General features: G+C 61.6%; 18 protein-coding genes. 7 read left to right on the top strand and 11 right to left on the bottom strand.

All coding sequences use genetic code 11. The features are described 5' to 3' along the window. Positions 1–43: 43 nt before the first annotated feature. From CFBP4996_RS22835 to CFBP4996_RS22815, 5 genes are all read right to left on the bottom strand, one after another. Positions 44–955 (bottom strand): ABC transporter substrate-binding protein, encoded by a 912-nt coding sequence (locus CFBP4996_RS22835; protein ID WP_020812318.1) that lies wholly within the window; start codon positions 953–955, stop codon positions 44–46. 97 nt (positions 956–1,052) lie between these two features. Continuing rightward, positions 1,053–1,937: an AraC family transcriptional regulator gene (locus tag CFBP4996_RS22830; RefSeq protein ID WP_080854805.1), complete on the bottom strand. Its 885-nt coding sequence runs from the start codon at positions 1,935–1,937 to the stop codon at positions 1,053–1,055. A gap of 386 nt (positions 1,938–2,323) precedes the next feature. After that, a complete protein-coding gene (locus tag CFBP4996_RS22825; protein WP_080853692.1) occupies positions 2,324–3,376 on the bottom strand; it encodes an NAD(P)-dependent alcohol dehydrogenase in 1,053 nt (350 codons plus the stop codon). A gap of 260 nt (positions 3,377–3,636) precedes the next feature. Next, positions 3,637–4,086 (bottom strand): DUF1801 domain-containing protein, encoded by a 450-nt coding sequence (locus CFBP4996_RS22820; RefSeq protein ID WP_080853693.1) that lies wholly within the window; start codon positions 4,084–4,086, stop codon positions 3,637–3,639. Between the two features lie 129 nt (positions 4,087–4,215). Next, positions 4,216–4,809: a TetR/AcrR family transcriptional regulator gene (locus tag CFBP4996_RS22815; RefSeq protein WP_162936034.1), complete on the bottom strand. Its 594-nt coding sequence runs from the start codon at positions 4,807–4,809 to the stop codon at positions 4,216–4,218. 121 nt (positions 4,810–4,930) lie between these two features. Between CFBP4996_RS22815 and CFBP4996_RS22810 the strand changes: the two genes are divergently transcribed. The 7 genes from CFBP4996_RS22810 to CFBP4996_RS22780 all read left to right on the top strand — a co-directional run bounded on the left by CFBP4996_RS22810 (position 4,931) and on the right by CFBP4996_RS22780 (position 14,211). Further along, positions 4,931–6,157, top strand: coding sequence for an MFS transporter (locus CFBP4996_RS22810; RefSeq protein ID WP_080853695.1), 1,227 nt, complete (start codon positions 4,931–4,933; stop codon positions 6,155–6,157). A 302-nt stretch (positions 6,158–6,459) separates the two neighbouring features. After that, a complete protein-coding gene (locus tag CFBP4996_RS22805) occupies positions 6,460–6,963 on the top strand; it encodes an RNA polymerase sigma factor (protein WP_020812324.1) in 504 nt (167 codons plus the stop codon). Between the two features lie 151 nt (positions 6,964–7,114). Continuing rightward, positions 7,115–8,071, top strand: a complete 957-nt coding sequence (locus tag CFBP4996_RS22800) for a FecR family protein (protein ID WP_080853696.1) — start codon at positions 7,115–7,117, stop codon at positions 8,069–8,071. A 116-nt stretch (positions 8,072–8,187) separates the two neighbouring features. Beyond that, positions 8,188–10,608: a TonB-dependent receptor gene (locus CFBP4996_RS22795; RefSeq protein WP_080853697.1), complete on the top strand. Its 2,421-nt coding sequence runs from the start codon at positions 8,188–8,190 to the stop codon at positions 10,606–10,608. Then, positions 10,608–11,498 (top strand): ABC transporter substrate-binding protein, encoded by an 891-nt coding sequence (locus tag CFBP4996_RS22790; protein ID WP_080853698.1) that lies wholly within the window; start codon positions 10,608–10,610, stop codon positions 11,496–11,498. The genes CFBP4996_RS22795 and CFBP4996_RS22790 overlap by 1 nt, the downstream gene beginning before the upstream one ends. Beyond that, the gene (fhuB, locus tag CFBP4996_RS22785; protein WP_080853699.1) at positions 11,495–13,465 is read left to right on the top strand and encodes a Fe(3+)-hydroxamate ABC transporter permease FhuB; all 1,971 of its coding nucleotides are present in this window, start codon (positions 11,495–11,497) and stop codon (positions 13,463–13,465) included. The genes CFBP4996_RS22790 and fhuB overlap by 4 nt, the downstream gene beginning before the upstream one ends. Beyond that, on the top strand, positions 13,462–14,211 hold the full coding sequence (locus CFBP4996_RS22780; protein ID WP_080853700.1) for a siderophore-interacting protein: 750 nt from the start codon (positions 13,462–13,464) through the stop codon (positions 14,209–14,211). Before fhuB ends, CFBP4996_RS22780 begins: the two co-directional genes overlap by 4 nt. 37 nt (positions 14,212–14,248) lie before the next feature. On the opposite strand, the gene purU is transcribed toward CFBP4996_RS22780, so the two are convergent. Genes purU through CFBP4996_RS22750 form a run of 6 tightly spaced genes read right to left on the bottom strand, consistent with a single transcriptional unit; the run spans position 14,249 to position 21,711 of the window. Continuing rightward, positions 14,249–15,133: a formyltetrahydrofolate deformylase gene (gene purU, locus CFBP4996_RS22775; protein ID WP_080853701.1), complete on the bottom strand. Its 885-nt coding sequence runs from the start codon at positions 15,131–15,133 to the stop codon at positions 14,249–14,251. A 21-nt stretch (positions 15,134–15,154) separates the two neighbouring features. After that, positions 15,155–16,549 (bottom strand): L-serine ammonia-lyase, encoded by a 1,395-nt coding sequence (locus tag CFBP4996_RS22770; protein WP_080853702.1) that lies wholly within the window; start codon positions 16,547–16,549, stop codon positions 15,155–15,157. Continuing rightward, positions 16,550–17,818: a serine hydroxymethyltransferase gene (gene glyA, locus CFBP4996_RS22765; RefSeq protein WP_080853703.1), complete on the bottom strand. Its 1,269-nt coding sequence runs from the start codon at positions 17,816–17,818 to the stop codon at positions 16,550–16,552. 17 nt (positions 17,819–17,835) lie between these two features. Further along, positions 17,836–18,390, bottom strand: a complete 555-nt coding sequence (locus tag CFBP4996_RS22760) for a sarcosine oxidase subunit gamma (RefSeq protein ID WP_162936035.1) — start codon at positions 18,388–18,390, stop codon at positions 17,836–17,838. A gap of 13 nt (positions 18,391–18,403) precedes the next feature. Next, the gene (locus CFBP4996_RS22755; protein WP_080853705.1) at positions 18,404–21,394 is read right to left on the bottom strand and encodes a sarcosine oxidase subunit alpha; all 2,991 of its coding nucleotides are present in this window, start codon (positions 21,392–21,394) and stop codon (positions 18,404–18,406) included. Next, positions 21,391–21,711: a sarcosine oxidase subunit delta gene (locus tag CFBP4996_RS22750; protein WP_080853706.1), complete on the bottom strand. Its 321-nt coding sequence runs from the start codon at positions 21,709–21,711 to the stop codon at positions 21,391–21,393. Before CFBP4996_RS22750 ends, CFBP4996_RS22755 begins: the two co-directional genes overlap by 4 nt. Position 21,712 lies beyond the last annotated feature (1 nt).

Genomic DNA, 21,712 nt, shown 5'->3' with positions numbered 1-21,712 from the left:
CCCCGCCCCCGTACAAGACGGGGACGGGACCTGGGAGGAGTTCTTACCAGCTGAACTCGCCGGCGTTCTTGCTGTCGACGACCATGACGTCGATCGGCACTTCCTTCGGCACGACGCGAGCGCCCCACTTCTGGGCCAGCGCCATGGCAAGGCCAACGCGAACCTGGTCACGCGGGAACTGCGCAGTCGTTTCGATGAAGGGCGTGCCGTCGGCAATCGCCTTCACCGCTTCCGGAGCACCATCCACCGAGGTGAGCTTGATGTCCTTGCCGGAACCCTGGATCGCGGCCATGGCGCCCATCGCGCCGCCGTCATTCACCGAGAAGATGCCGGCGAGGTTCGGATGCGACTGGATCATGTTTTCAACGACGCCAAGCGCAACGGAGCGGTCCTGACGGCCGTTCTGCGTATCGACCAGCTTGATGTCGGCGAATTCGGCAAGCGCCGCCTTGCAGCCTTCGACGCGCTGCAGGATCGGCACGACCGGAATACCGTCGAGGATCGCGACCTCACCCTTGCCGCCGAGGGCCTCGCCCAGATATTTGCAAGACATGTAGCCGGCATCGCGGTTCTTCGAACCGACGAAGGTGTCTACCGGGCCGTTGGCGTTGGCGTCGACGGCAACCACCGTCACACCGGCAGCCTTGGCGGCGTGAACGGCGGCTTCGATGCCGGCGCTGTCGGTGGGGTTCAAGAGCAGGATGTCGATTTTCTGCTGCAGCATGTCTTCGACGTCGGAAATCTGCTTTGCCACATCGTGGCCGGCATCAGTCACGACAACGTCGGCGCCGATGCTTGCGGCGGCTTCCTTCAGCGCTTCCTGCATCGACACGAAATAGGGGTTGTTCAGCTCCTGGAAGGTCATGCCGATCTTCAGCTTTTCCTGCGCCAGCGCCGGAGCGGCCATCATTGCAATTGCGGCTGTCGCCATCAGAAACTTGGACTTCATTTTCATCTCACTCTTCCTCCCGGTTGGAAAATTGGGGCAACAAGACCCCGTTTCCGGACAGCCCTCTGCCCGAATTCTAAAAAATCGGCGATGTGTCGCTGGTTTAATCCGCCATGACCGCTGCCTTCTGGGCTGCGAATATTGTGCGGAACCTCGACGGCGACATTCCCTTCAATTTCAGGAAATGCCGGTTGAAATTCGAAAGATTGGAGAAGCCCACATCGTAGCAGACCTCCGCCACCTTGACCTCCTGATCCGCCAGCAGCATCTGGCAGGCAAGATCGATGCGTAACTGATTGCGATACCGCACCAGCGTCGTTCCCGTGTGACGCTTGAAGGCGCGGGAAAAGGCGCTCGGGCTCTGGCCCACCATCTCGGCGAGATCGATTTCCTCGACCTGCTCGGTCAGGTGCTGGCGCAGATGCGACAGCGCGCGGTTGATGCCGCTGTCGCCAATGCCGGTCAGGTCCAGCTCGTAGCTCAGGCTTGCCAGCACCTCGCAAGACGGCGCGTTGACCAGCAGATCGAGAATTTCCCAGAAAAGCGCGAGCCTCGTCAGCCCCTGCGCCTCGATCAGCCGAAGGATCAGCGGACGAACGCGATCGCTTGTCTCATCGTCGAACAGAATGCCGCGGCGGCTGCGGTCCAGCAGCGCACGCACCACCTCCATCTCGGACATGGAGGTGCAGGCATCCTCGATAAAAGCCTCCGGAAACTGGATCACGAGAGAGCGTGTCGGCACGATCTCGTCCGGCTCGATCTCGCTGATCCAGTTCTGGGGGAGATTGGGACCGGTCATGATGAGCTGACCGGGGCCGAAACGGCCGACGAAATCGCCGATATAAAACGTGCCTGACGTGGCGACGACGAGGTGGATTTCGTATTCGGGATGATAATGCCAGCGCACGGTGCGGAACGGATAGCCATGCCGCCAGGCGGCGAAGGATTCGCCCTTGCGGATGTGCACCAGTTCCAGATCGGGCTGCATCATAGTTCCTCCCATCGACACGTCCGCCGCATTTGCGGAGCAGAGCCATTCCTCTTTATGGCTCGTCCCAGGCGTTGATGAGGAGCATATGGCGTGCGCTATCTGTGCTTCCACATCACGCCGAAGAAATTACCGATACTTTTTTGACTCTTTTTTGTCGGGAATTGAATAGTCGCCGGATGGGGATGGCCAAAAACTCGGCGGCCGCGCCGATTTTTTTGCATAATTCGGCGTGATCCGCTCAAACAATGCTCACCCGGAGGCGATATCCGGTAAATTTTTGGAGTGCGGACCGCCGGACAACGGCAGGCCGCACTCATACTTTTCCGCAGCATCTCTGCCACTCAATCATCGGTGGCAGACATCGGCGGTCGGCACGCGATCTTTTACTGCGGCATCACGATCTGAAGTTTCACGTCCGTTTCCCGCGCCTCCACCGCACGGTCGAAGCCGGCGATGCTGTCTTCGAAGGGAATGGTCGCGGAAATCAGCGGCTTCAGGTCGACCTTGCCGGAGGCGATGAGCGCAACTGCCCGGTCGTAAACATTGGCGTAACGGAAAACCGTTTCGACCCGCAGTTCCTTGGCCTGCAGGCCGACAATATCGACCGGAACCGGATCGACAGGCATGCCGACCAGCACGATCGCGCCGCCCGGCCGCGCCAGCTTCGCCATGCCGAGCACGGCGGGTGCTGCGCCCGAGCATTCGAAGACGATATCGCAGCCCCAGCCGTCGGTCGCCGCCGAGACGGCCTCGGCGAGATTGCGTTCGCGGATGTTGACGGTTTCGATGCCATCATAGGCACCGATGATATCGAGCTTCGGCTGGGCGAGATCGGCAACGATGACCTTGGCGCAACCGCCGGCAAGCGCCGCCAGCGCCACCATCATGCCTATCGGACCTGCCCCGGTGACGACAGCGATATCGCCCGGCTGGATACGCGCCCGGAGCGCCGCCTGCATGCCGATGGCGAAGGGTTCGACCATGGCGCCTTCGGCAAAGGACACATTGTCGGGCAGCCTGTAAGTGAAGGCGGCGGGATGAATGACCTCAGGCGTCAGGCAACCATGGATCGGCGGCGTCGCCCAGAAGCGGACAGCCGGATCGACATTGTAGATGCCGAGCTTGGAGGCGCGCGATGTGGGATCGGGAATGCCGGGCTCCATGCAGACGCGGTCACCCACCTTCAGATGCGTCACCTCGGCGCCGGTTTCGACCACCGTTCCAGACGCTTCATGGCCGAGCACCATCGGCGCATTGACGACGAAATGACCGATCTTGCCATGGGTGTAATAATGGACGTCCGAGCCGCAGATGCCGACCGTATGAGTGCGGATGCGCACATCCCTGGGCCCGAGTTCACCGGATCCTGCTCCACCCGGAATGTCAAAATCCCTGAGCGAGAGCTTGCCTTTTTCTTCCAGCACCAGTGCCTTCATCTCATCCTCCGTGGTTTGCGATACGTCTGGCAGCGAATTCAGTGAGCGTGATGGCGTGCAACCCCGGCAAAAGTAAACAGAAATCGGCCGGATCGGCCGGTTTTTCTTCACTCCGGAAAAACTGTATCGGACAGCCCGCGATTTCTCATCATCCGCGGCGCGGCGCGATCCTTAAGAGGCAGGAAAACCGGCCTGATTCGTCCGCCCATTTCGCGATCATCGCATGCCCAAAAGCCTGTCGCACCGGTAAACCCCGTCGCTCACATTTTTTCGCCGGGCAACACGCTGGCCTGCCTCACCCACTCCACGAACTGCGCTTCATCAAACGCATCCTCGTGGATATCGAGGTAACGGACTTTCGGATGTTTGGAGGTGCCGGGCGGCAAAGGCTGCAAGGATGCGCCGTTAAGGAAGGTCACCTTGATGTATTTCGTAAAGCAGTGAAGGCTGAGGAACCAGATATCGTCCTCCATGCCATAGAAGGGCGAATTCCACTTCACAGCCTTGCGCACGCCGGGCACGACACCTTCGATCAACCTGTCGATACGGCCACCGACCGCGCTTTTCCAGCCCGGCATGGCGGCGATATAGGCCTGCACCGGCGCGTCGCCATATCCTTTTGCAATCTGGGGATTCCCGCCCGAAAGAAGCTTCGGCGATTGATCCGATGGCGCGCTTCCGGACGCTTTTTCCGACGGCTTGTCGACCATAACCTTGACCTCAGAGGTGTCAAACAGGTGCTACCAATAACATGATCTGTGTCTATTCCAGATCTTTCTACACATTTTCCGTGATGATCGCCTCGCCGACCCGGAATAACAGATAGGCAGCTATGCGGGTCAGTCTTTCCTGAGCCGCAATCCCTCCAGAAAGGTCCGGAAACTGCCGACAGCCCGTTTCGAGGTCGTTTCCGGGTCGTCGGAATTGGCTATCCATTGGGCGGCGCTGCTGCTCGCCGCATTGATGAAGCGGGCGCATGCCTCCGGATCGATGTCGCCGATGGTGCCTTCTTCCCGGAGCGCATCCAGGCTTCGGGCGACAGCCGAGATACAGCCATTGGCATTGGGCCAGCGCGACGGATCGCCGAGCACCGCCGGCCCGTCGCGAAACATGATCCGCTGGATTTCCGGTTCGAGAGCCATGCGCACATAACCGACATTCTCCTCGACGAAACCCTCCCACCGGGTTGCGGCCCTTGAGGAGATGTCGCAGAGCCTCTTCGTCATCTCCGCATCGATTTCGGCCACAACCGCCAGCAACAGGCCTTTCTTGTCGCCGAAATGGTGATAGAGCGCGCCACGGGTGAGACCGGCTTCGGCGGTGAAGTCGTCCATCGACGCTTCCGCATAACCGATGCTGCCAAAGGCCTTGCGGCCGGCAGCCAGAAGCTTCGCCCGCGTCTCGGCAATCATTTCACTGCGAGGTTTGCGCATTTCTTCTCCATTTTTCACATACGACGCGTATATTAGTTGACATACGCGTCGTATGCAATTATCTCATTCACATACGCCACGTATGTATGTGGTGGACACCCTTAGAACAAGGTGCATCCCGATGTCTAATCCATACAGAGAAATTTTCCGGGCTCCAGGCGCAAAAGGCTTTTCCGCCGCCGGTTTCTTCGCCCGCCTTCCCATTGCCATGGCCCCGATCGGCATCGTCGCCATGCTTTCCCAGACTCATGGCGAATATTGGCTGGCCGGCGCCGTCTCGGCAACCTTCGCATTGACCAATGCCGCCCTCTCCCCGCAAATCTCCCGGCTGGTGGACCGCAAGGGGCAGAGCAAGGTCCTCATCCCCGCCACCATCGTCTCGGTCATCGCCTTTGCGGCGCTGATTATCGCGACAAATCAGAGATGGCCCGCCTGGACGCTGTTCCTTTCCGCCTTCCTCGCCGCCGCCATGCCGAGCATTCCCGCCATGATGCGCGCCCGCTGGACGGAAATCTTCCGCGACCGGCCGGAGTTGAACACCGCCTTCGCCTTCGAATCCGCCGCCGACGAACTTGTCTATATCTCCGGCGCCTCGCTTTCCGTTGGCCTTGCGGTTTCGCTCTTTCCGGAAGCGGGCATGATGATCAGCACTACCTTCCTGGCGCTCGGCACCTTTGCCTTCCTTCTGCAACGCTCGACCGAGCCCAAGGTGCGGCCGGTTGAAAGCGGCCGCCGGCAGCGTTCGGCCATCTTCCTACGCCCGGTCCAGATCATCACGCTTGCATTGATCTTCGTCGGCTCAACCTTCGCCACGGCCGAGGTAAGTGCCGTCGCAATCACCAAGGCGCTTGGTCAACCGGAAGCCGCCAGCCTCGTCATCGGCGTCTATGCCATCGGCTCCTTCGTGGTCGGCCTCATCCTCGGCGCGCTCAACCCCAAAATGCCGCTGCAACGGCAATTGCTGATCGCCGTCAGCGTGCTTGCGCTCACCGCCCTGCCGCTGCTTGTCGCCAACACCTCGGTTGCGCTTCTCGCTTTCGCCGTTTTCCTCAGCGGCGTTGCAATCTCGCCGATCTTCATCACCTCATTCGGCCTGATCGAGCGCCGCGTGCCGGAATCGATGCTGACGGAAGGCGTGACCTGGGTAATGACCGGCATTGGTATCGGCATGGCGCTCGGCGCCTTCGTCTCCGGCTGGGTGATCGACAATTTCGGCCCGGATAACGGTTTCTGGGTCTCCGTCGCCGCAAGCCTTTCGACAGTCGCCATCATCACGCTGGGACAGCGCAGCCTCTCCGGAGATCGCGGACGGTCGGATATGGAGGCCGTGGCGCAGCCCGCCGAATAACAACCTCTACTGCAGTCTGCATCGTTCGTCGCGGTAATTGATATAGACGGAGGAAAGGTCACAGACTAATCCATAGTACAGCGACTGTTTTACTTTACCGTCGCCCCGCAAGCATGATACCGGCAACATCAACGGCCGATGATATCATGCCTGCGGGGCGATCCTGCTTGTCGAAGCCGTCGCTTCGCATATTCTCGAATTCGGCACCGATTGCACATAATCGACCGACGGCTGCATCGTTCGACACACCGACCGTCCGTTCACCGGGCAGGCACGGGGTCGATTACCGGAAGGCAAGGCTCTTGAGTTGGGATCTGCAGGAATTGTTCCGGCTATATGCGAAGGGCATCGTCAGGTCCCTGCGCAGCAGGGGCATCGATCCTGAAACGGCATCCGATCTGGCGCAGGATGCGTTTTTGAAGGTGCTTGCCTCACCACCGCCGGCAAGTGCCGCTTCCCACAATCCCAAATCCTATCTCTATACGGTGGCGCGCAATCTCAGCATCGATCATTATCGCCGCGAACGCAGTCTCCGCCGTGTCGACCTGCCGCAAAATGCCTTCGATGCCATCATCGATCCGTCGCCATCGGCCGAAACCATCGTCTATGACCGCCAGCGGCTGCAGCTGGTGGAACAGGCGCTTGCGGAACTGCCGCGGCGGGTGCGCGAGGCCTTCCAGCTGCACCGGATGGGCGGCCTGACGATCAGCGAAGTGGCGCAGAAGCTCGGCATGTCCACCACCCGCACCTGGGTTTTGATCCGCGACGCCTACGAACACATAGAGGACCGGCTGAACGGTCTGTAGAGGACGGGAACCGTCATCTTGCTCCAGATATCGCCGTTTAATCGCCGGCCTGCGCATTAAACTTCTTTCATTCGGAAATATGCGGCCTCTCATTCGTATATATCAAAGGCTGTGACATTGTCCGGTCTCCGGCAATCCTGAAAGGCTCCCTATGAACGAAGTGTCGGAAGAACGGCGCCTGTTTCGTGAAGCTGCGGATATTGCCATTCGCCTGCAGAACGATCCCGGCAATCCCGTCGCCATCGAAACGGCACGCGCCTGGATCGAGCGCGGACCGGCCCATGCCGCCGCCTGGGCGAAGGTCGCCGCGATCCACGGCATGACCGGCCAGATTCTGGCCGAGGAGGCCCGCTCCTCGCAAAAAGGCTTCGATCCCAACCGGCGTCTTCTGCTTGTCGGTGGCGTACTCTGTCTCGGTGCGGCGGCTGGCGGTTCGGTGCTGGCACCCTATGTGACGTTACGCGCCCGCGCCGACTACCTGACCTCGACGGCCGAGATCAGAGAAATCCCCCTCGAGGACGGCAGCATGGTCACGCTCGGACCGGACAGCGCAATCGCCATCGATTTCGGTGAGCGGGCAAGACGGGTGAACCTCCTTGCCGGCATGGCCTATTTCGATGTCATACCCGACGCCTCGCGCCCCTTCTCCGTCGCCTACGGACCGTTGACCGCCACGGCGCTCGGGACCGCTTTTGACGTTTCGGGCGACGATCTCTCCATCTCCGTCTCCGTCGATCATGGGCTGGTTCTGGCCACATCGCCCAATTTGCCCTCTCCCGCGGGAGAGAGACTGGCGACTGGCGACTGGCTGACCTACGATCAGGCATCGCGCCGTATGGATCGCGGCGTCAGGGAGGCCTTTGAAATCGCGGCATGGCGCACGGGCATGCTCATTGCCGAAAAGGAGACGGTCGCGGCGGTGGTCAATCGCATCGCCCGCTGGCAAAAAGGCAAGGTGGTCATCGCCACCCCTGCCCTGAAAAACAACGTCGTCAGCGGCGTCTTCGATCTTGCCGACCCCATACGCGCGCTCGATGCGGTGGTGCGGCCATTCGGCGGCAAGGTGCGGGCCGTCACGCCGTTTTTGACCGTTATTTCCTCCATCTAAGAAAACTTGAGAAAAAGAGGAAAATTTTCGAACGCCATTCGTATTGTCCTCAGAGAACCCGTCGCCAGCATAGGCCGGCCGGTCTCCGGGGACAGATTTAATGGAGTGGCTTTCACATGGGGAATGAGTTCTCATCGGCTCATAAGGGTACAAACAGGGGTCGTAAGGGTCGTGGCGCGCTGTTTTTCGCCTTTCTGGCGACGACCACGGCGCTCGCCGCCGGCATCGCGGCACAGCCGGCCTTTGCGCAGGCGGTTTATTCGGTTCCGGCCGGCCCGCTGAACAAATCGCTGGCAACCTTCGGAAAACTGTCGGGAACGCAGATTTCCTACGATGCCTCGATTGCACGCGGAAAACTTTCGCAGGGCGTCAGCCGCGCGACAACCCGCGAGCAGGCGATCGTGGAGCTTCTGCGCGGCACCGGCCTCGTTTATTCCTTCACCGACGCCACCTCCGTCATCATCGCCGCGCCGGTCAGTGCCGCAAGTGCTGCGGCAGCCGGGAACTCCACCCTCCTCGCACCCATTACGGTTCAGGGCACGCGCGGCGCCTCCGTATTGCAGCAGGACGGGCTGGCGCAGGATGGCTACCGCACGGAAACCCTGTCCTCTCTCGGCCTGCTCGGACAGACGGCCATTCGCGATACGCCGTTTTCCGTCACCGTCGCGCCGAGGGAGCTGATCCAGAATATCCAGGCGCAATCCCCGGAGGATATCTACCGCGTCCTGCCGACCATCCGCAGCCAGACGCCGCAGATGTCCGGCTGGGCGCCGATGGCCAATATTCGCGGCTTCACCACCTATGACACCGCCGAAGACGGCTTCCGCCGGTCCTACAGCCACGCGACGGTGCTGGAAGACAAGGAGCGCACCGAGGTTCTTTCCGGCCTTTCGGGCTTTCTCTATGGCGCGGCCTCGCCCGCCGGCATGATCAACTATGTCTACAAGCGCCCGACGCAGGAACGTTTGAACAGCGTGACGGTCGGCAATTACGGCGGCGCGCAGGCCTTCGTCCATGGCGATTTCGGCGGCCGCATCGATCCGGAAGGCGACATGGGTTATCGCCTCAATATCGTCCGCTCGGCGGGCGACACCGCCATCGATGACCAGAAGGTCGACCGCTTTCTGGCAAGCGGCGCTTTCGACTGGAACATTACCGACCGGCTGAAGCTGGAACTCAATGCTTCCTACAGCAAATACAAGCTGGACGCCGCCAACTCCTACTGGGCTTTCGCAGACGGCGTGCTGCATGGCGATGCGCCCGACGCCAGCAGGAACTGGAGCCAGCCCTGGATTCACGACGAAATCGAGAAAAAACGATACTCGGCCAAGCTCACCTACGATGTGAACGACGCCATTACCCTGCGCGGCGGATATATGCGGGAATATATCGACCGGCCGGTTCAGGATCATACGATGAATCTTGTCCAGTCCGCGGAGGAATATTCCCAGATTGCAATTCGCTCCGGCAGGACAAAAAACGTCTTCGACGCCGCAAACTTTTTCGCTGACGTCTCTTTCGACACCGGCGTGGTCTCCCACAAGCTGACCGCCGGCTATTACATGTATCAGGGCAAGGACTGGGGTACGACTTACAATCCCAATACCGGCTGGCAGCCGTCTTTCCCCCTGTCCTCTCCCCGGCATATTGCCGAGCCGACTTTCCCGCCAAACACCGGCACGCTCTACAAGTCCGGCTATGTGCGCAATCATAACTTCGTCGTCGGCGACCAGATCGAATTCGACGAACAATGGTCGGCCCTCGTCGGCGCCAATTACAGCATGATCCAGAGCCAGTCGCTGGACAGCAGCGGCGCCCGCTCCGCACCAGACTACGATGAAGCAAGGCTCTCGCCCTCGGCGTCGCTGCTCTTCAAGCCGGTGGAGGCGGTGACGCTCTACGGCAGCTATATAGAAGGCCTTGAGCAGGGCGGCGTTGCGCCGGACACGGCCGCAAATAGCGGGCAGATTCTCGCCCCCATGGTCAGCAAGCAGAAGGAAATCGGCATCAAGGGCGATGTCGGCGACATGCTGCTGACGGCGGCGCTGTTCGACATCTCCAAGGCCTACGAACTGACGACGGATGCCAATGTCTACACGCAGGACGGCCGCCAGCGCCATCGCGGCATCGAGTTCACGGCGACCGGCAAGGTGACGGACGACCTTACCATTCTCGGCGGCGTGACATTCCTTGACGCCAGGGTCGAAGGCGGAACCTATGACGGCAAGCGCCCCATGAACGTCGCCAATGTTCTGGCCAAGGTCTATGCCGAATATGAGGTTCCCACCGTCGAAGGTCTCTTCCTGACCGGCGGCCTCTATTACACCGGCAAACAATGGGCGACATCCGAAAACAACGACCGCCTTTCCTCCTATGTCACGGCCGATCTCGGCCTGCGTTATACCACCGAAAACTTCGGCAATCCGCTGACATTCCGGCTGAATGTCAGCAACATCACCGATGAGAACTACTGGCAGAACAGCTATTATCTCGGTGCGCCGAGAACCGTCTCCTTCTCGGTTCAGGCGAAATTCTGATGATGCTGCGCAGTTCCCTGTCCCGCAGAGCGCTGCTTTGTGGGACAGGTGCTTTTTTCCTTACAAACCGGCCGTCATCGGCCGCCCGTTCCGGCGGCATCGTCGCCATGGACTGGGTGAGCGGGCAGAACCTGCTGGCGCTTGGCGTGCAGCCCGCAGCCATGCCGGAACTGGAACGTTATGGCAGCCTCGTCGTCGAACCGGCGCTGTCGCCCTCGGTCGCCGAGCTTGGATTGCGGTCCGAGCCCAATCTGGAACTTGTGGACTATCTTCGGCCAAGCCTCATCCTGCACAGCGACGATTTCACCATGGCTGCCGGCCGGCTTGCCGCCATCGCCCCCACCCACCTTTTCGATTCCGGCATCACTGCGGGTGAAAACCATTTAGTCAGTGGCAGAAACGCTCTCATCGCGCTCGCCGCGCGGATCGGCGATCCCGGCCGGTTTGACGCATTTGAGGAAAGTTTCGACGCGGAGATGCAGCAGGCACGCGCACGGCTCTCCGCCTATGACGGACGGCCTCTGCTGCTGGCGACGGTCATAGATGGCAGGCGACTGCTGGTTTTCGGCAGGAACAGCCTTTTCCAGAATGTTCTCGATCAATTCGGCATCGAGAACGCCTGGGATGGTTACACGTCGCAATATGGTCATACGACAGTGACGGCCGACCAGCTTTCCCGCCATCCGCAGGCGCGGCTTCTGTGCATCGGCGATACCAGCAGCGAGAAGTTGGATACGCTTCTCAGCGCGCCGGTCATCAAAAGCTTGCCCTTCATTCGCGAAAACCGGTTGGCGCGTATCAGGGACGTGCTGTTTTACGGCGGATTGCCGCCGGCAAGACGTTTCGCCCGCCTCGTTTCCGAAGCCCTTGCCGGTGAGGCATCGCCATGAAGCGGACGGCGAACATATCCGCGATCGTCGTCACATCGCTCGCCATCGTCTGCGCCGGCCTTACCGGCTTCAACCTGTTCCTGCGCATGCCCGATGGGACGCCGCTTGCAGCCCTGTTTTTTCCCGATCCCGACATGACGGCGCAGGTGCTGCTGCACAATACCTTGCTGCCGAGGATCGTGGTGGCGCTGATGACCGGTGCGACGCTCGGCCTTGTCGGGGCGATCCTGCAAAACATTCTGCGCAATCCGCTTGCCGAACCGGCGACGCTCGGCATTTCGGCAGGTTCCTATCTGCTGCTTGCCGTCGCCACGCTCTGGTTCCCGCAATGGATGGGCGCACCGGAATGGATCGCCTTTGCCGGCGCGGCGCTGTCGCTTCTGGCAATCCTCGCACTCTCCTGGCGCAAAGGCCTGTCGCCCGTCACCGTCACGCTGGCAGGCATGATCGTCAGCCTTTATTGCGGTGCTGCGAGCGCCGTTCTGGTGCTGTTCAACCACGATTTTCTCGTCAGCATCTTTTTATGGGGTGCTGGATATCTCGATCAGCAGGACTGGAGCGCCGTCTCCTTTCTGGCCCCCCGTCTCGCCGTGCTCGTCCTCGCAGTCGCGCTGCTTCTTCGCCCCCTGACGATCATGACGCTTGAGGACGCCAATGCAAAAAGCCTCGGCCTGTCGCTTGCCGCCTACCGCCTGCTGACGCTGGTGGTAGCGGCGGCCTTGACGGCGGTGGTCACCGCCTCCGTCGGCATCATCAGCTTTATCGGCCTTGCCGCCCCGGCGCTGGCGCGCGCCTGCGGCGCAAGACGAATGGCGGCGCAGCTTGGTTATTCGGCGGCGCTTGGCGCGCTGCTGCTCACCTTGACCGACCAGATCGTCCTGTTTTTCCCCGTCACCTATCGATTGTTCCCGACCGCCGCCGTCACCGCTCTTCTCGGCGCGCCGCTGATGTTCGCGCTGATCCGGCGGCTGAAGATGCCGGCCCCGCCGCAGCCGGGGGGGCAGCCGGCGGCAGCGCGTCTCGCCTCGCCCGTGCCGGCTTTGCTCGGTCTCATCGCCATTCTCTGCGTCGCCGCAGGCGTCGCACTCTCCGTCGGGAAAAACACGGAGGGTTGGTTTTTATCGGGACTTTACGATCTGCATGGTCTCGGCTGGCGCTGGCCGAGGGCGCTCGCGGCCTTCAGCGGTGGGGCGATGCTGGCACTTGCCGGCGCCATTCTGCAGCGCGTCACCGGCAATCCCATGGCATCGCCGGAGGTGCTGGGTGTCTCTTCCGGGGCGATGCTCGGCGTCATTCTGGTTCTTCTTACCCTTGCCGCCCCCACCCGTAGCGCGCAAATCCTCGCAGGTGCGGCGGGTTCGCTGACGGTTTTGCTGCTGATGCTGACCCTGTCGCGCAAGCCGGGTTTTTCCGGCGACCGGCTGCTGCTGATCGGCATCGCTCTCAGTTCCGTCTCCGGTTTCGTCATGGCGGTGTTGATGACATCGCAGGACCCGAGGCTCGGTCAGCTTCTCGCCTGGCTTTCCGGCTCCACCTATGCCGTCGCGCCGGGCGAAGCCGTCATGGCGGCGGTCCTGCTTTCTGTTGGGCTTGCTTTGACCCCCTTCATTCGCCGCTGGCTGGAAGTGCTGCCGCTTGGTGAAGATATCGCCAGAAATACCGGCGTCTCTGTCGTGGCGAGCCGTAACGGTCTCTATTCGCTTTCCGCCATTCTCACCGCAAGCGCGACGATCCTCGTGGGCCCCTTGAGTTTCGCCGGCCTGATGGGGCCGCATCTGGCGCGGCTTGCGGGTTTCCAGCGCGCCGGCACGCAATTGCCGGCGGCGGCGCTGATCGGCGGGCTTATCCTGCTCATCGCCGACTGGCTGGGGCGCAACCTCATCTTCCCGTTTCAGATACCCGCCGGCCTCCTGGCGACGGTGGTTGGCGGGCCGTTTTTGCTTGTACTTATCGGAAGGCGCGCATGACCATATTCGCGGATGACAGTTTCAGGATTCTGACAGTGGTCGACAGCCAGCGCCTCACCCCATTCATGCAGCGCCTGCGCTTTACCGGCACCGGTCTTCACCGTTTCAATACGCTGAAAAACCTCCATGTCAGGCTTTATTTCGCAAAGCAGAACAAGAGCTTCGACCGCAATCTGCCCGCCGCTAGAAATGCTGCCGAACCCGCGGATACCTTCGACGTCCGCTATTACACGATCCGGGCGATAGATCCCGATAGCGGTTTTATCGATATCGATTTCGTTCTGCATGAGGATGCGGGGCCGGGATGTTCCTTTGCCCGGAATGCACGTCCCGGCGCGCTTTGCGGCATGTCCGGCCCGTGCGGGCTGGGAATGAAGCCCGCAAAAAACTATCTGCTGGCCGGGGATGAAACGGCCTTACCCGCCATCGCCCGCATCTGCGAGAACCTGCCCGGGGATGTTAACGGCCAGATTTTCCTTCGGGCCGAGAATTCTCTATATGACATCGTCGCGCCGCCCGGCATGCAAATATGCTGGTTGCCACGCTCGACGGTATCTCCCGCAAAATTCATCGAACATGTTGGCGGGGCGGCGATGGAGACAGCCGCTTCCACCAGCGATTATTTCCTGTGGCTCGCCAATGCGTTCTCCCAATGGCAGGACTTTCGGGACAAGTTGTCGGTCCTGTCCAAGAAACGTTATCTCAACGCCTGTTACTGGCGCGACGACATGACGACGAGCCACTGAGAAAGGACGCGAATTACGGTTCCGCAAGAACCCGCATTCAGCCCATGCGTTCAGACACATGTTCTCCGGGAGACGCGGGAAAAACGACCGTCCTGTTTCCGTTCAGGAAGACCCGGTGATGAATATGAGCGTGGATGGCCCGCGCAAGAACCTGGCTTTCCACATCCCGGCCAAGGCTGACATAATCCATCGCGCTCTGGGCATGGGTAACGCGGATCGTATCCTGCTCGATGATCGGCCCTTCATCGAGATCGGCGGTGACGTAATGGGCGGTCGCACCGATCAGCCGCACGCCACGCTCATAGGCCTGTTTATAGGGATTGGCGCCCTTGAAAGACGGCAGGAAAGAATGGTGGATGTTGATGATACGGCCTGACATTTCCTGACACAACGAGTCCGACAGAACCTGCATGTAACGCGCCAGCACCACGAGCTCCGCCCCGTTATCCCGCACCACCTGCAGGATCGCGGCTTCCGCCTCGGGCTTCGTTTCCGGCGTGACACGAATGTGGTGAAAGGGAATATCCTCGTTCACCACCTGCTTCTGATAATCCAGATGATTGGAAATCACGGCGACGATCTCGACCGGCAGCGCACCGATGCGGGAGCGATAGAGCAGATCGTTCAGGCAATGACCGAAGCGCGAGACCATGATGACGACCTTCGTCTTTCGCGAAAGGTCGTGAATGTCATAATCCATATCGAAGTCCGCCGCGACGGGACCGAACCCGTCAAGCAGCGTATCGCGTCCCGATCCCTGTTCGGAAACGAAGCTCAACCGCATGAAGAAACGGCCCGTCTCCTGATCGGTGAATTGCGAACTGTCGTTGATATTGCAGCCGGACCGGGCGAGATAACCGGAGACGGCAGCGACGATGCCGCTGCGCGCCGGGCACGCGACTTTCATGATATAGGTGGTCAAATCCTGCTCCCCCTTGATGGATCAGCACTCCGGCAGGTTGACGGCGATGCCGCCCTGCGAGGTTTCCTTGTATTTCACATGCATGTCGCGGCCGGTCTCGCGCATCACGGTGATGCAATTGTCGAGCGGCATGAAATGGGTGCCGTCGCCACGCAGCGAAAGGCTGGCCGCCGAGACGGCCTTGATGGCGCCCAGCGCATTGCGCTCGATGCAGGGAACCTGAACGAGCCCGGCCGCCGGATCGCAGGTCATGCCGAGATGATGCTCCAGTGCGATTTCGGCGGCGTTTTCCACCTGCGCGTTGCTGCCGCCCAGAACCGCGCAAAGCCCCGCCGCCGCCATCGCCGCCGCCGAACCGACCTCGCCCTGGCAGCCGACTTCCGCCCCCGAAATCGAGGCATTGTGCTTGATGAGACCGCCGATTGCCGCCGCCACCAACAGAAGGTCGCGGATGCCTTCGCGGTGCGCACCGACGCAATGGTCGAGATAATAGCGCGCCACCGCCGGCACCACGCCCGCAGCACCATTGGTGGGAGAGGTGACGACGCGGCCGCCGGCGGCGTTTTCCTCGTTTACCGCCATGGCGTAGACGCTCATCCAGTCATTGGCCTGATGCGGCTGGGTAAGGTTCAGTCCGCGCTCGGATTGCAGTTGCGCATGGATAGCCTTCGCCCGGCGCTTCACTTTCAGCCCGCCGGGCAGGATGCCCTCCTGCGTCAGGCCCCGCTCGATGCAGCTTTCCATCACCTCCCAGACGCGGTCCAGCCTCGCATCCAGTTCCGGCCCGTAAACAACCTCTTCATTCGCCCGCTTCATCTGAGCGATGGTCTTTCCCGATGCACGGCCCATGCGCAGCATTTCCGCCGCCGAGCTGAAAGGATAGGGCACCGGCTGCTGCTTGCCGGCGCTCAATCCCCCGGCCGACCTTTGCAGCTCCGTTTCGGTGACGACGAAGCCGCCGCCAATCGAATAATAGACCTCCCGGTGATAGGTGTTGCCCTGACGGTCGCAGGCGGTGAGGACCAGCCCGTTGGCATGGCCGGGAAGCGGCGGGCCATAATCGAAGACCAGATCCCTGTCCGGATCGAACCGCAGCGCCGGCAGCCCCTCGGGCTCGACGAGGCCGGTCCTGCGCACTTCCGCCTCGATCTCCTCCACCCGGTCGGGATCGAGCGTATCGGGTTTCAGCCCGCACAAGCCGAGAATGACCGCGCGATCCGTCGCATGGCCCTTGCCGGTGAAGGCGAGTGAGCCATGCAGGCTCGCCCGCAGGCCGAACAGGTCTCCGGCCCCCGGGAACTTGTCACCGCCGCGCAGATCGTCAAGAAACCGGGCGGCCGCGACCATGGGTCCCATCGTATGAGAGGACGATGGGCCGATGCCGATCTTGAATATATCGAAGACCGACAGGAACATTTACGAACCGTAGATCGGGAAGGCGTCGCAAAGCGCTGCAACCTGCGCCCGCACGTCGGCCTCGATTGCGGCGTCACCCTCGGCATTCGCCGCCAGCGCATCGATGACACGCAGGATCAGCGCACCGATCCGTTCGAATTCGGCGACGCCAAAGCCGCGCGTGGTGCCGGCGGAGCTGCCGAGCCGGATACCCGAGGTGACGAAGGGCTTTTCCGGATCGTTGGGAATGGCGTTCTTGTTGCAGGTGAGCCCCGCCCGCTCCAGCGCGATTTCGGCGATCTTGCCGGTCACACCTTTCGGGCGCAGATCGACCAGCACCATATGGCTGTCGGTTCCGCCCGAGACGATCCCCAGACCGCCCTTCGTCAGCACTTTGGCCAAGGCTTGCGCATTGGCGATGACCTGACCGGCATAATCCGCGAAGTCCGGGCGCAGCGCCTCACCGAAAGCCACGGCCTTGGCGGCGATGACATGCATCAGCGGACCGCCCTGATTGCCGGGGAATACCGCCGAATTGAGCTTTTTGGCGAGATCTGCATCGTTGGTGAGGATAACGCCGCCGCGCGGGCCGCGAAGGGTCTTGTGGGTGGTGGAGGTGACGACATGGGCGTGCGGCACCGGGTTCGGATATTTGCCACCGGCGATCAGCCCGGCATAATGGGCCATATCGACCATCAGATAAGCGCCGACTTCGTCGGCTATTCTGCGGAAGCCGGCGAAATCGATCTGACGCGGATAGGCCGATGCACCCGCCACGATCAGCTTCGGTTTCGTCTCCAGCGCCCGTGCCCGAACCTTCTCCATATCGATCAGATGGGTTTCGGCATCGACCTCATAGGAGACAACATCGAACCATTTGCCGGACATGGTGACCGGCGAACCGTGCGTCAGGTGGCCGCCATGGGCCAGCGATAGCCCCATGATCCGGTCGCCGGGCTGAAGCAGCGCCAGAAACACCGCCTGATTGGCCTGCGCGCCGGAATGCGGCTGCACATTGGCGAATTCAGCACCGAAGAGCTGCTTCAGCCGGTCGATGGCGACCGCCTCGACCTTATCGACGAATTCGCAGCCGCCGTAATAACGCTTGCCGGGATAGCCCTCGGCATATTTGTTGGTCAGCACCGAGCCTTGCGCCGCCAGAACATCGGCGGAAACGATGTTTTCCGAAGCGATCAGCTCGATCTGCGTCTTCTGGCGATCGAGTTCCTCGGCGATGGCGTCGGCGATCACCGTGTCCGAAACGGTATTATGTGACACGCGGTCGAGCATTGTTTTCTCCTCTGAGATCAGGCGATGTCCGCCGCAAGTTCCTTGCAGCCGGTTTCAAGCAGATGGCCAAGATGCGATACGAAACTGTTCCAGATATCCATGCGGAAACGGTTTTCCGCATCGCGCCAGAGAACCACGCTGACGCCGTCGAAAATCGTCCGGCGTCCCTCGCCAACGGCAATCGTGTCGATATCGCGGGCGCAGCCCAGCGTCAGCAATTCGGCAGCCTGCGGACCTTCGATCAGGAGCGTCACTTCTCGTCCGGAAATATCGACGAGACTATGCGGATGGCTGGCGTAAACACCTGCGCAGGCGGCGATCAGCCCGTCGACCGCGCTGACAGGTGCAAGCACGGTCCACTCGTCGGGGCCAAGGCGCAGGACCTCGATGTCGCCTGAAGCGGCGCGGAGGCCGATCCGGTCCGGCAGGGTAAGGCCAAGGGCGGCGTTGAGCGGGGCGAGATCGCCGCGCGCCCGCAGCGACAGCCGCGCCTGCGCGGTCAGAACGCTGACCCGGGCAGCTTTGCTCTCGGCCAGCGTGCCGGGAACGGGGGAGGAAACGCGCATGTTCATTGTCATCTCCAGGTCAAATCTTCAGGCGGGTATTTTCGGGATCGACAAAGACCATCCCGGTGATTTTCGCGGCAATGGTGCGGTCCAGCATCGGAATGTAGACGGTCTCGCCCATCCGCTCATGACCGCCCTCAACCAGCGCCAGCGCAATCGGCTGGCCAACCGCATCCGAATGATAGGACGAGGTGACATGGCCGACCATTTTCATCGGGATCGGCTGTTTCGGATCGAAGACGATCTGCGCGCCCTCTTCCAGCTTCGAGCGGTCCTCAGTCAGAAGACCGACGAGGTGACGGCGGCCCTTGGCGACGAGATCGGGGCGGGCAAGGCCGCGCTTGCCGACGAAATCGGGCTTGTTCTTGCCCACGGCCCAGCCCATCGCCGCATCATAGGGCGTAACCGTGCCATCGGTGTCCTGGCCGACGATGATGTAACCCTTTTCGGCGCGCAGCACATGCATGGTTTCCGTGCCGTAAGGCGTGATGCCATATTGCTGGCCAGCCTCCCACAGGATTTCCCAGAGCTTGCGGCCGAGCGGCGCCGGCACATTGACCTCGAAGCCGATTTCGCCAGTGAAGCTGACGCGGAACAGCCGCGCCGGCATGCCGGCCACCGTGCATTCCACGCAGGACATATGCGGGAAGGCCTCTTCCGTCAGTTCGACACCTTCCACCAGCGGCGTAAGCAGCTTTGCCGCGTTCGGGCCGTTCAGCGCAATGGTCGACCACTGTTCGGTGGTCGAGGTCAGCCAGACGTTGAGATCCGGCCATTCGGTCTGGAGATAATCCTCCATCATGTTCAGCACTCGCGCGGCGCCGCCGGTGGTGGTAGTGACGTGGAAACGGTCCTCGGTCATGCGGCCGATGACGCCATCGTCGCGAATGAAACCGTCATCGCCGAGCAGCAGGCCATAACGGCAGCGGCCGGCGGCAAGCTTCGTCCAGGGATTGGTGTACATGCGGTTCATGAACTCGACCGCATCGGGACCGACAACCTCGATCTTGCCGAGCGTCGAGGCATCGAAAATACCAACGCTCTGGCGCACCGCCCGGCATTCACGCCCGACCGCCGCATCCATGTCTTCACCCGGCTTGGGGAAATACCAGGCGCGACGCCATTGCCCGACCGGCTCATAAACCGCGCCATGCTCCTCAGCCCAACCGTCGATCTGCGTCTTGCGCGTCACTTCGAAATGCGCGCCACGGTGATAACCCGCAAACGCTCCGAAGGTCGTTGGCGTATAAGGCGGACGGAAGGTGGTCAGCCCCACCTGCGGCTGGCGCTTGCCCAGCGCTTCCGCCGCGATGTTGAGACCGTTGATGTTGGACATCTTGCCCTGATCTGTCGCCATGCCGTTGGTGGTGTAGCGCTTGACATGCTCGATGGAGCGCATGCCCTCACGCACGGCGAGCCTCAGATCCTTGGCGGTCACGTCGTTCTGGTAATCCACGAAAGCCTTGGCCTTGCCGGCATCGCGGTCGCTCAGCAGTTCCGTGTGCGAGACGCCGCTGCCGGTACGATCATGTTCCACCGCATGGCTGGAACTATTGGCGGCCTTGCCGAGTGCGGCGGCAACTTCACGGCCCCGTTCCGCACCGTCCTTCAGCGCCACCTCGATGCCCCACAGCCCTCGCCCGGCCCCGGCAATCACGCAATCCTCGTTAGTGAGGGCAGGAAGGAACGTAGTCCGTTCATCATCCCAGGCGATCTTGCCCTGCGTATGGGAGAAGAGATGCAGCGACGGCGTCCAGCCGCCCGACATCAGCACCGCGTCGCAGGCAACTTCCTGTCCCGCACCGACCGACGCGCCACTAACCGCATTGACCCGGACAGACTTGACCCGCAGCCGGCCCGAGGTCGCCGTGACCGTATGCGACAGCTTGACCGGAATGCCGAGCGCGCGCGCTTCGTTCACCAGTTCCTCGCGCACCTTGGCGCGGGTATCGACAATGGCCTGAACACGCGCGCCCGCGCCGTGAAGATCGAAGGCGGCATACCAGGCGCTATCATGGCTCGTCACCACCACCGGCCTGTTGCCGACCTTGACGCCATAACGGTTCAGATAGGTCTGGGCGGAGCCTGCCAGCATCACGCCCGGCCGGTCGTTGCCATGGAAGACCAGCGGCTTTTCCAGCGCGCCCTGCGCCAGCACCACCTGACGTGCCCGAACGCGCCACAGGCGTTCGCGCGGCGTATCCTTCGGCACGGTTTCCAGATGGTCGGTCAGCTTTTCGCAGAGGCCGATCATGTTCTGGTGGTAATAGGCAATCGCCGTCGTGCGGGTCATGACCCGGACGCCGCGCTCCTTCAGCGCCTTCAACTCATCCGCCAGCCAGTTCCATGCGGGCTTGCCGTCGATCTTCGCCTGCGGTTCGGACAAAAGCGTGCCGCCGGCTTCGGCATTTTCATCGACCAGCACGACCTTCAGACCATCGACCGCCGCCGCACGCGCCGCCGCGAGACCAGCGGGACCGGCGCCGACGATCAACACATCGCAATGCAGGTTGCGCGAGGCATAAGTGTCGGGGTCCTCCTCCGTCGGCGAAACGCCGAGACCCGCCGCCGCACGGATGAAGGGCTCATAGACCTTGTTCCAGAAGCTCTTCGGCCACATGAAGGTCTTGTAATAGAAGCCCGCCGAAAACAGCATATAGGCCATGTCGTTGACCGCGCCGATATCGAATTTCAGGCTCGGATATTTGTTTTGCGAGGTGGTTTCCAGCCCGTTCCAGATTTCCTGCACCGTGGCGCGGGTGTTCGGCTCGAAACGTCCGACGCTGCGGCGGGTGCCGATCAGCGCATTCGGCTCCTCGGAACCCGCCGCCACCGGGCCGCGCGGGCGGTGGTATTTGAACGAGCGGCCCATCAGATGCACGCCATTGGCGAGAAGTGCGGAGGCGACCGTATCGCCCTTCACACCGCGATAGGTCTTGCCGTCGAAGGTGAAGCTCACGGAGCGGGCGGCATCCACACGGCCACGGCCGGAAACGCGATAGGAGTTCATTTCGACACCTCGGAACTGGCTGGTGCACGGGTCAGGGAAGAAAGTTCAGGACGCGGCTCGCCCGCCCGATAGGTCGTGAGGAAACGGTCGCTCACCGTGTCGCGCACGGCGTTGAAGAAGCGGCCGCAGCCATGCAGGTGCCGCCAGCGCTCGAAATGCGGACCCTTGACGTTTTCGCGGATGAACAGGAATTCTTCCCATTGTTCATCGGTCTGCGACGAGGGATCGGCGGCGCGGCTAATATGGGCCTGCCCGGCATAGGTGAATTCGGCTTCGGGCAGTGTTTCGTTGCAATAGGGGCAGCGGATCAGCAGCATG

The organism is Agrobacterium leguminum, assembly GCF_005144435.2.
Taxonomy (GTDB): domain Bacteria; phylum Pseudomonadota; class Alphaproteobacteria; order Rhizobiales; family Rhizobiaceae; genus Agrobacterium; species Agrobacterium leguminum.
Note: the sequence above shows the minus strand (reverse complement) of the source record. Positions and strands in the feature narration are given on the sequence as shown.

What these genes read in the sequence shown, in the direction of transcription:
- CFBP4996_RS22780 (WP_080853700.1), top strand. Translation starts at nt 13,462, where the DNA reads ATGACCATATTCGCGGATGACAGTTTCAGGATTCTGACAGTGGTCGAC.
- CFBP4996_RS22815 (WP_162936034.1), bottom strand. Translation starts at nt 4,809, where the DNA reads ATGCGCAAACCTCGCAGTGAAATGATTGCCGAGACGCGGGCGAAGCTT.
- CFBP4996_RS22760 (WP_162936035.1), bottom strand. Translation starts at nt 18,390, where the DNA reads ATGAACATGCGCGTTTCCTCCCCCGTTCCCGGCACGCTGGCCGAGAGC.
- CFBP4996_RS22770 (WP_080853702.1), bottom strand. Translation starts at nt 16,549, where the DNA reads ATGTTCCTGTCGGTCTTCGATATATTCAAGATCGGCATCGGCCCATCG.
- CFBP4996_RS22750 (WP_080853706.1), bottom strand. Translation starts at nt 21,711, where the DNA reads ATGCTGCTGATCCGCTGCCCCTATTGCAACGAAACACTGCCCGAAGCC.
- CFBP4996_RS22795 (WP_080853697.1), top strand. Translation starts at nt 8,188, where the DNA reads ATGGGGAATGAGTTCTCATCGGCTCATAAGGGTACAAACAGGGGTCGT.
- CFBP4996_RS22830 (WP_080854805.1), bottom strand. Translation starts at nt 1,937, where the DNA reads ATGCAGCCCGATCTGGAACTGGTGCACATCCGCAAGGGCGAATCCTTC.
- CFBP4996_RS22790 (WP_080853698.1), top strand. Translation starts at nt 10,608, where the DNA reads ATGATGCTGCGCAGTTCCCTGTCCCGCAGAGCGCTGCTTTGTGGGACA.
- glyA (WP_080853703.1), bottom strand. Translation starts at nt 17,818, where the DNA reads ATGCTCGACCGCGTGTCACATAATACCGTTTCGGACACGGTGATCGCC.
- CFBP4996_RS22820 (WP_080853693.1), bottom strand. Translation starts at nt 4,086, where the DNA reads ATGGTCGACAAGCCGTCGGAAAAAGCGTCCGGAAGCGCGCCATCGGAT.
- CFBP4996_RS22835 (WP_020812318.1), bottom strand. Translation starts at nt 955, where the DNA reads ATGAAAATGAAGTCCAAGTTTCTGATGGCGACAGCCGCAATTGCAATG.
- CFBP4996_RS22810 (WP_080853695.1), top strand. Translation starts at nt 4,931, where the DNA reads ATGTCTAATCCATACAGAGAAATTTTCCGGGCTCCAGGCGCAAAAGGC.
- fhuB (WP_080853699.1), top strand. Translation starts at nt 11,495, where the DNA reads ATGAAGCGGACGGCGAACATATCCGCGATCGTCGTCACATCGCTCGCC.
- CFBP4996_RS22755 (WP_080853705.1), bottom strand. Translation starts at nt 21,394, where the DNA reads ATGAACTCCTATCGCGTTTCCGGCCGTGGCCGTGTGGATGCCGCCCGC.
- CFBP4996_RS22825 (WP_080853692.1), bottom strand. Translation starts at nt 3,376, where the DNA reads ATGAAGGCACTGGTGCTGGAAGAAAAAGGCAAGCTCTCGCTCAGGGAT.
- CFBP4996_RS22800 (WP_080853696.1), top strand. Translation starts at nt 7,115, where the DNA reads ATGAACGAAGTGTCGGAAGAACGGCGCCTGTTTCGTGAAGCTGCGGAT.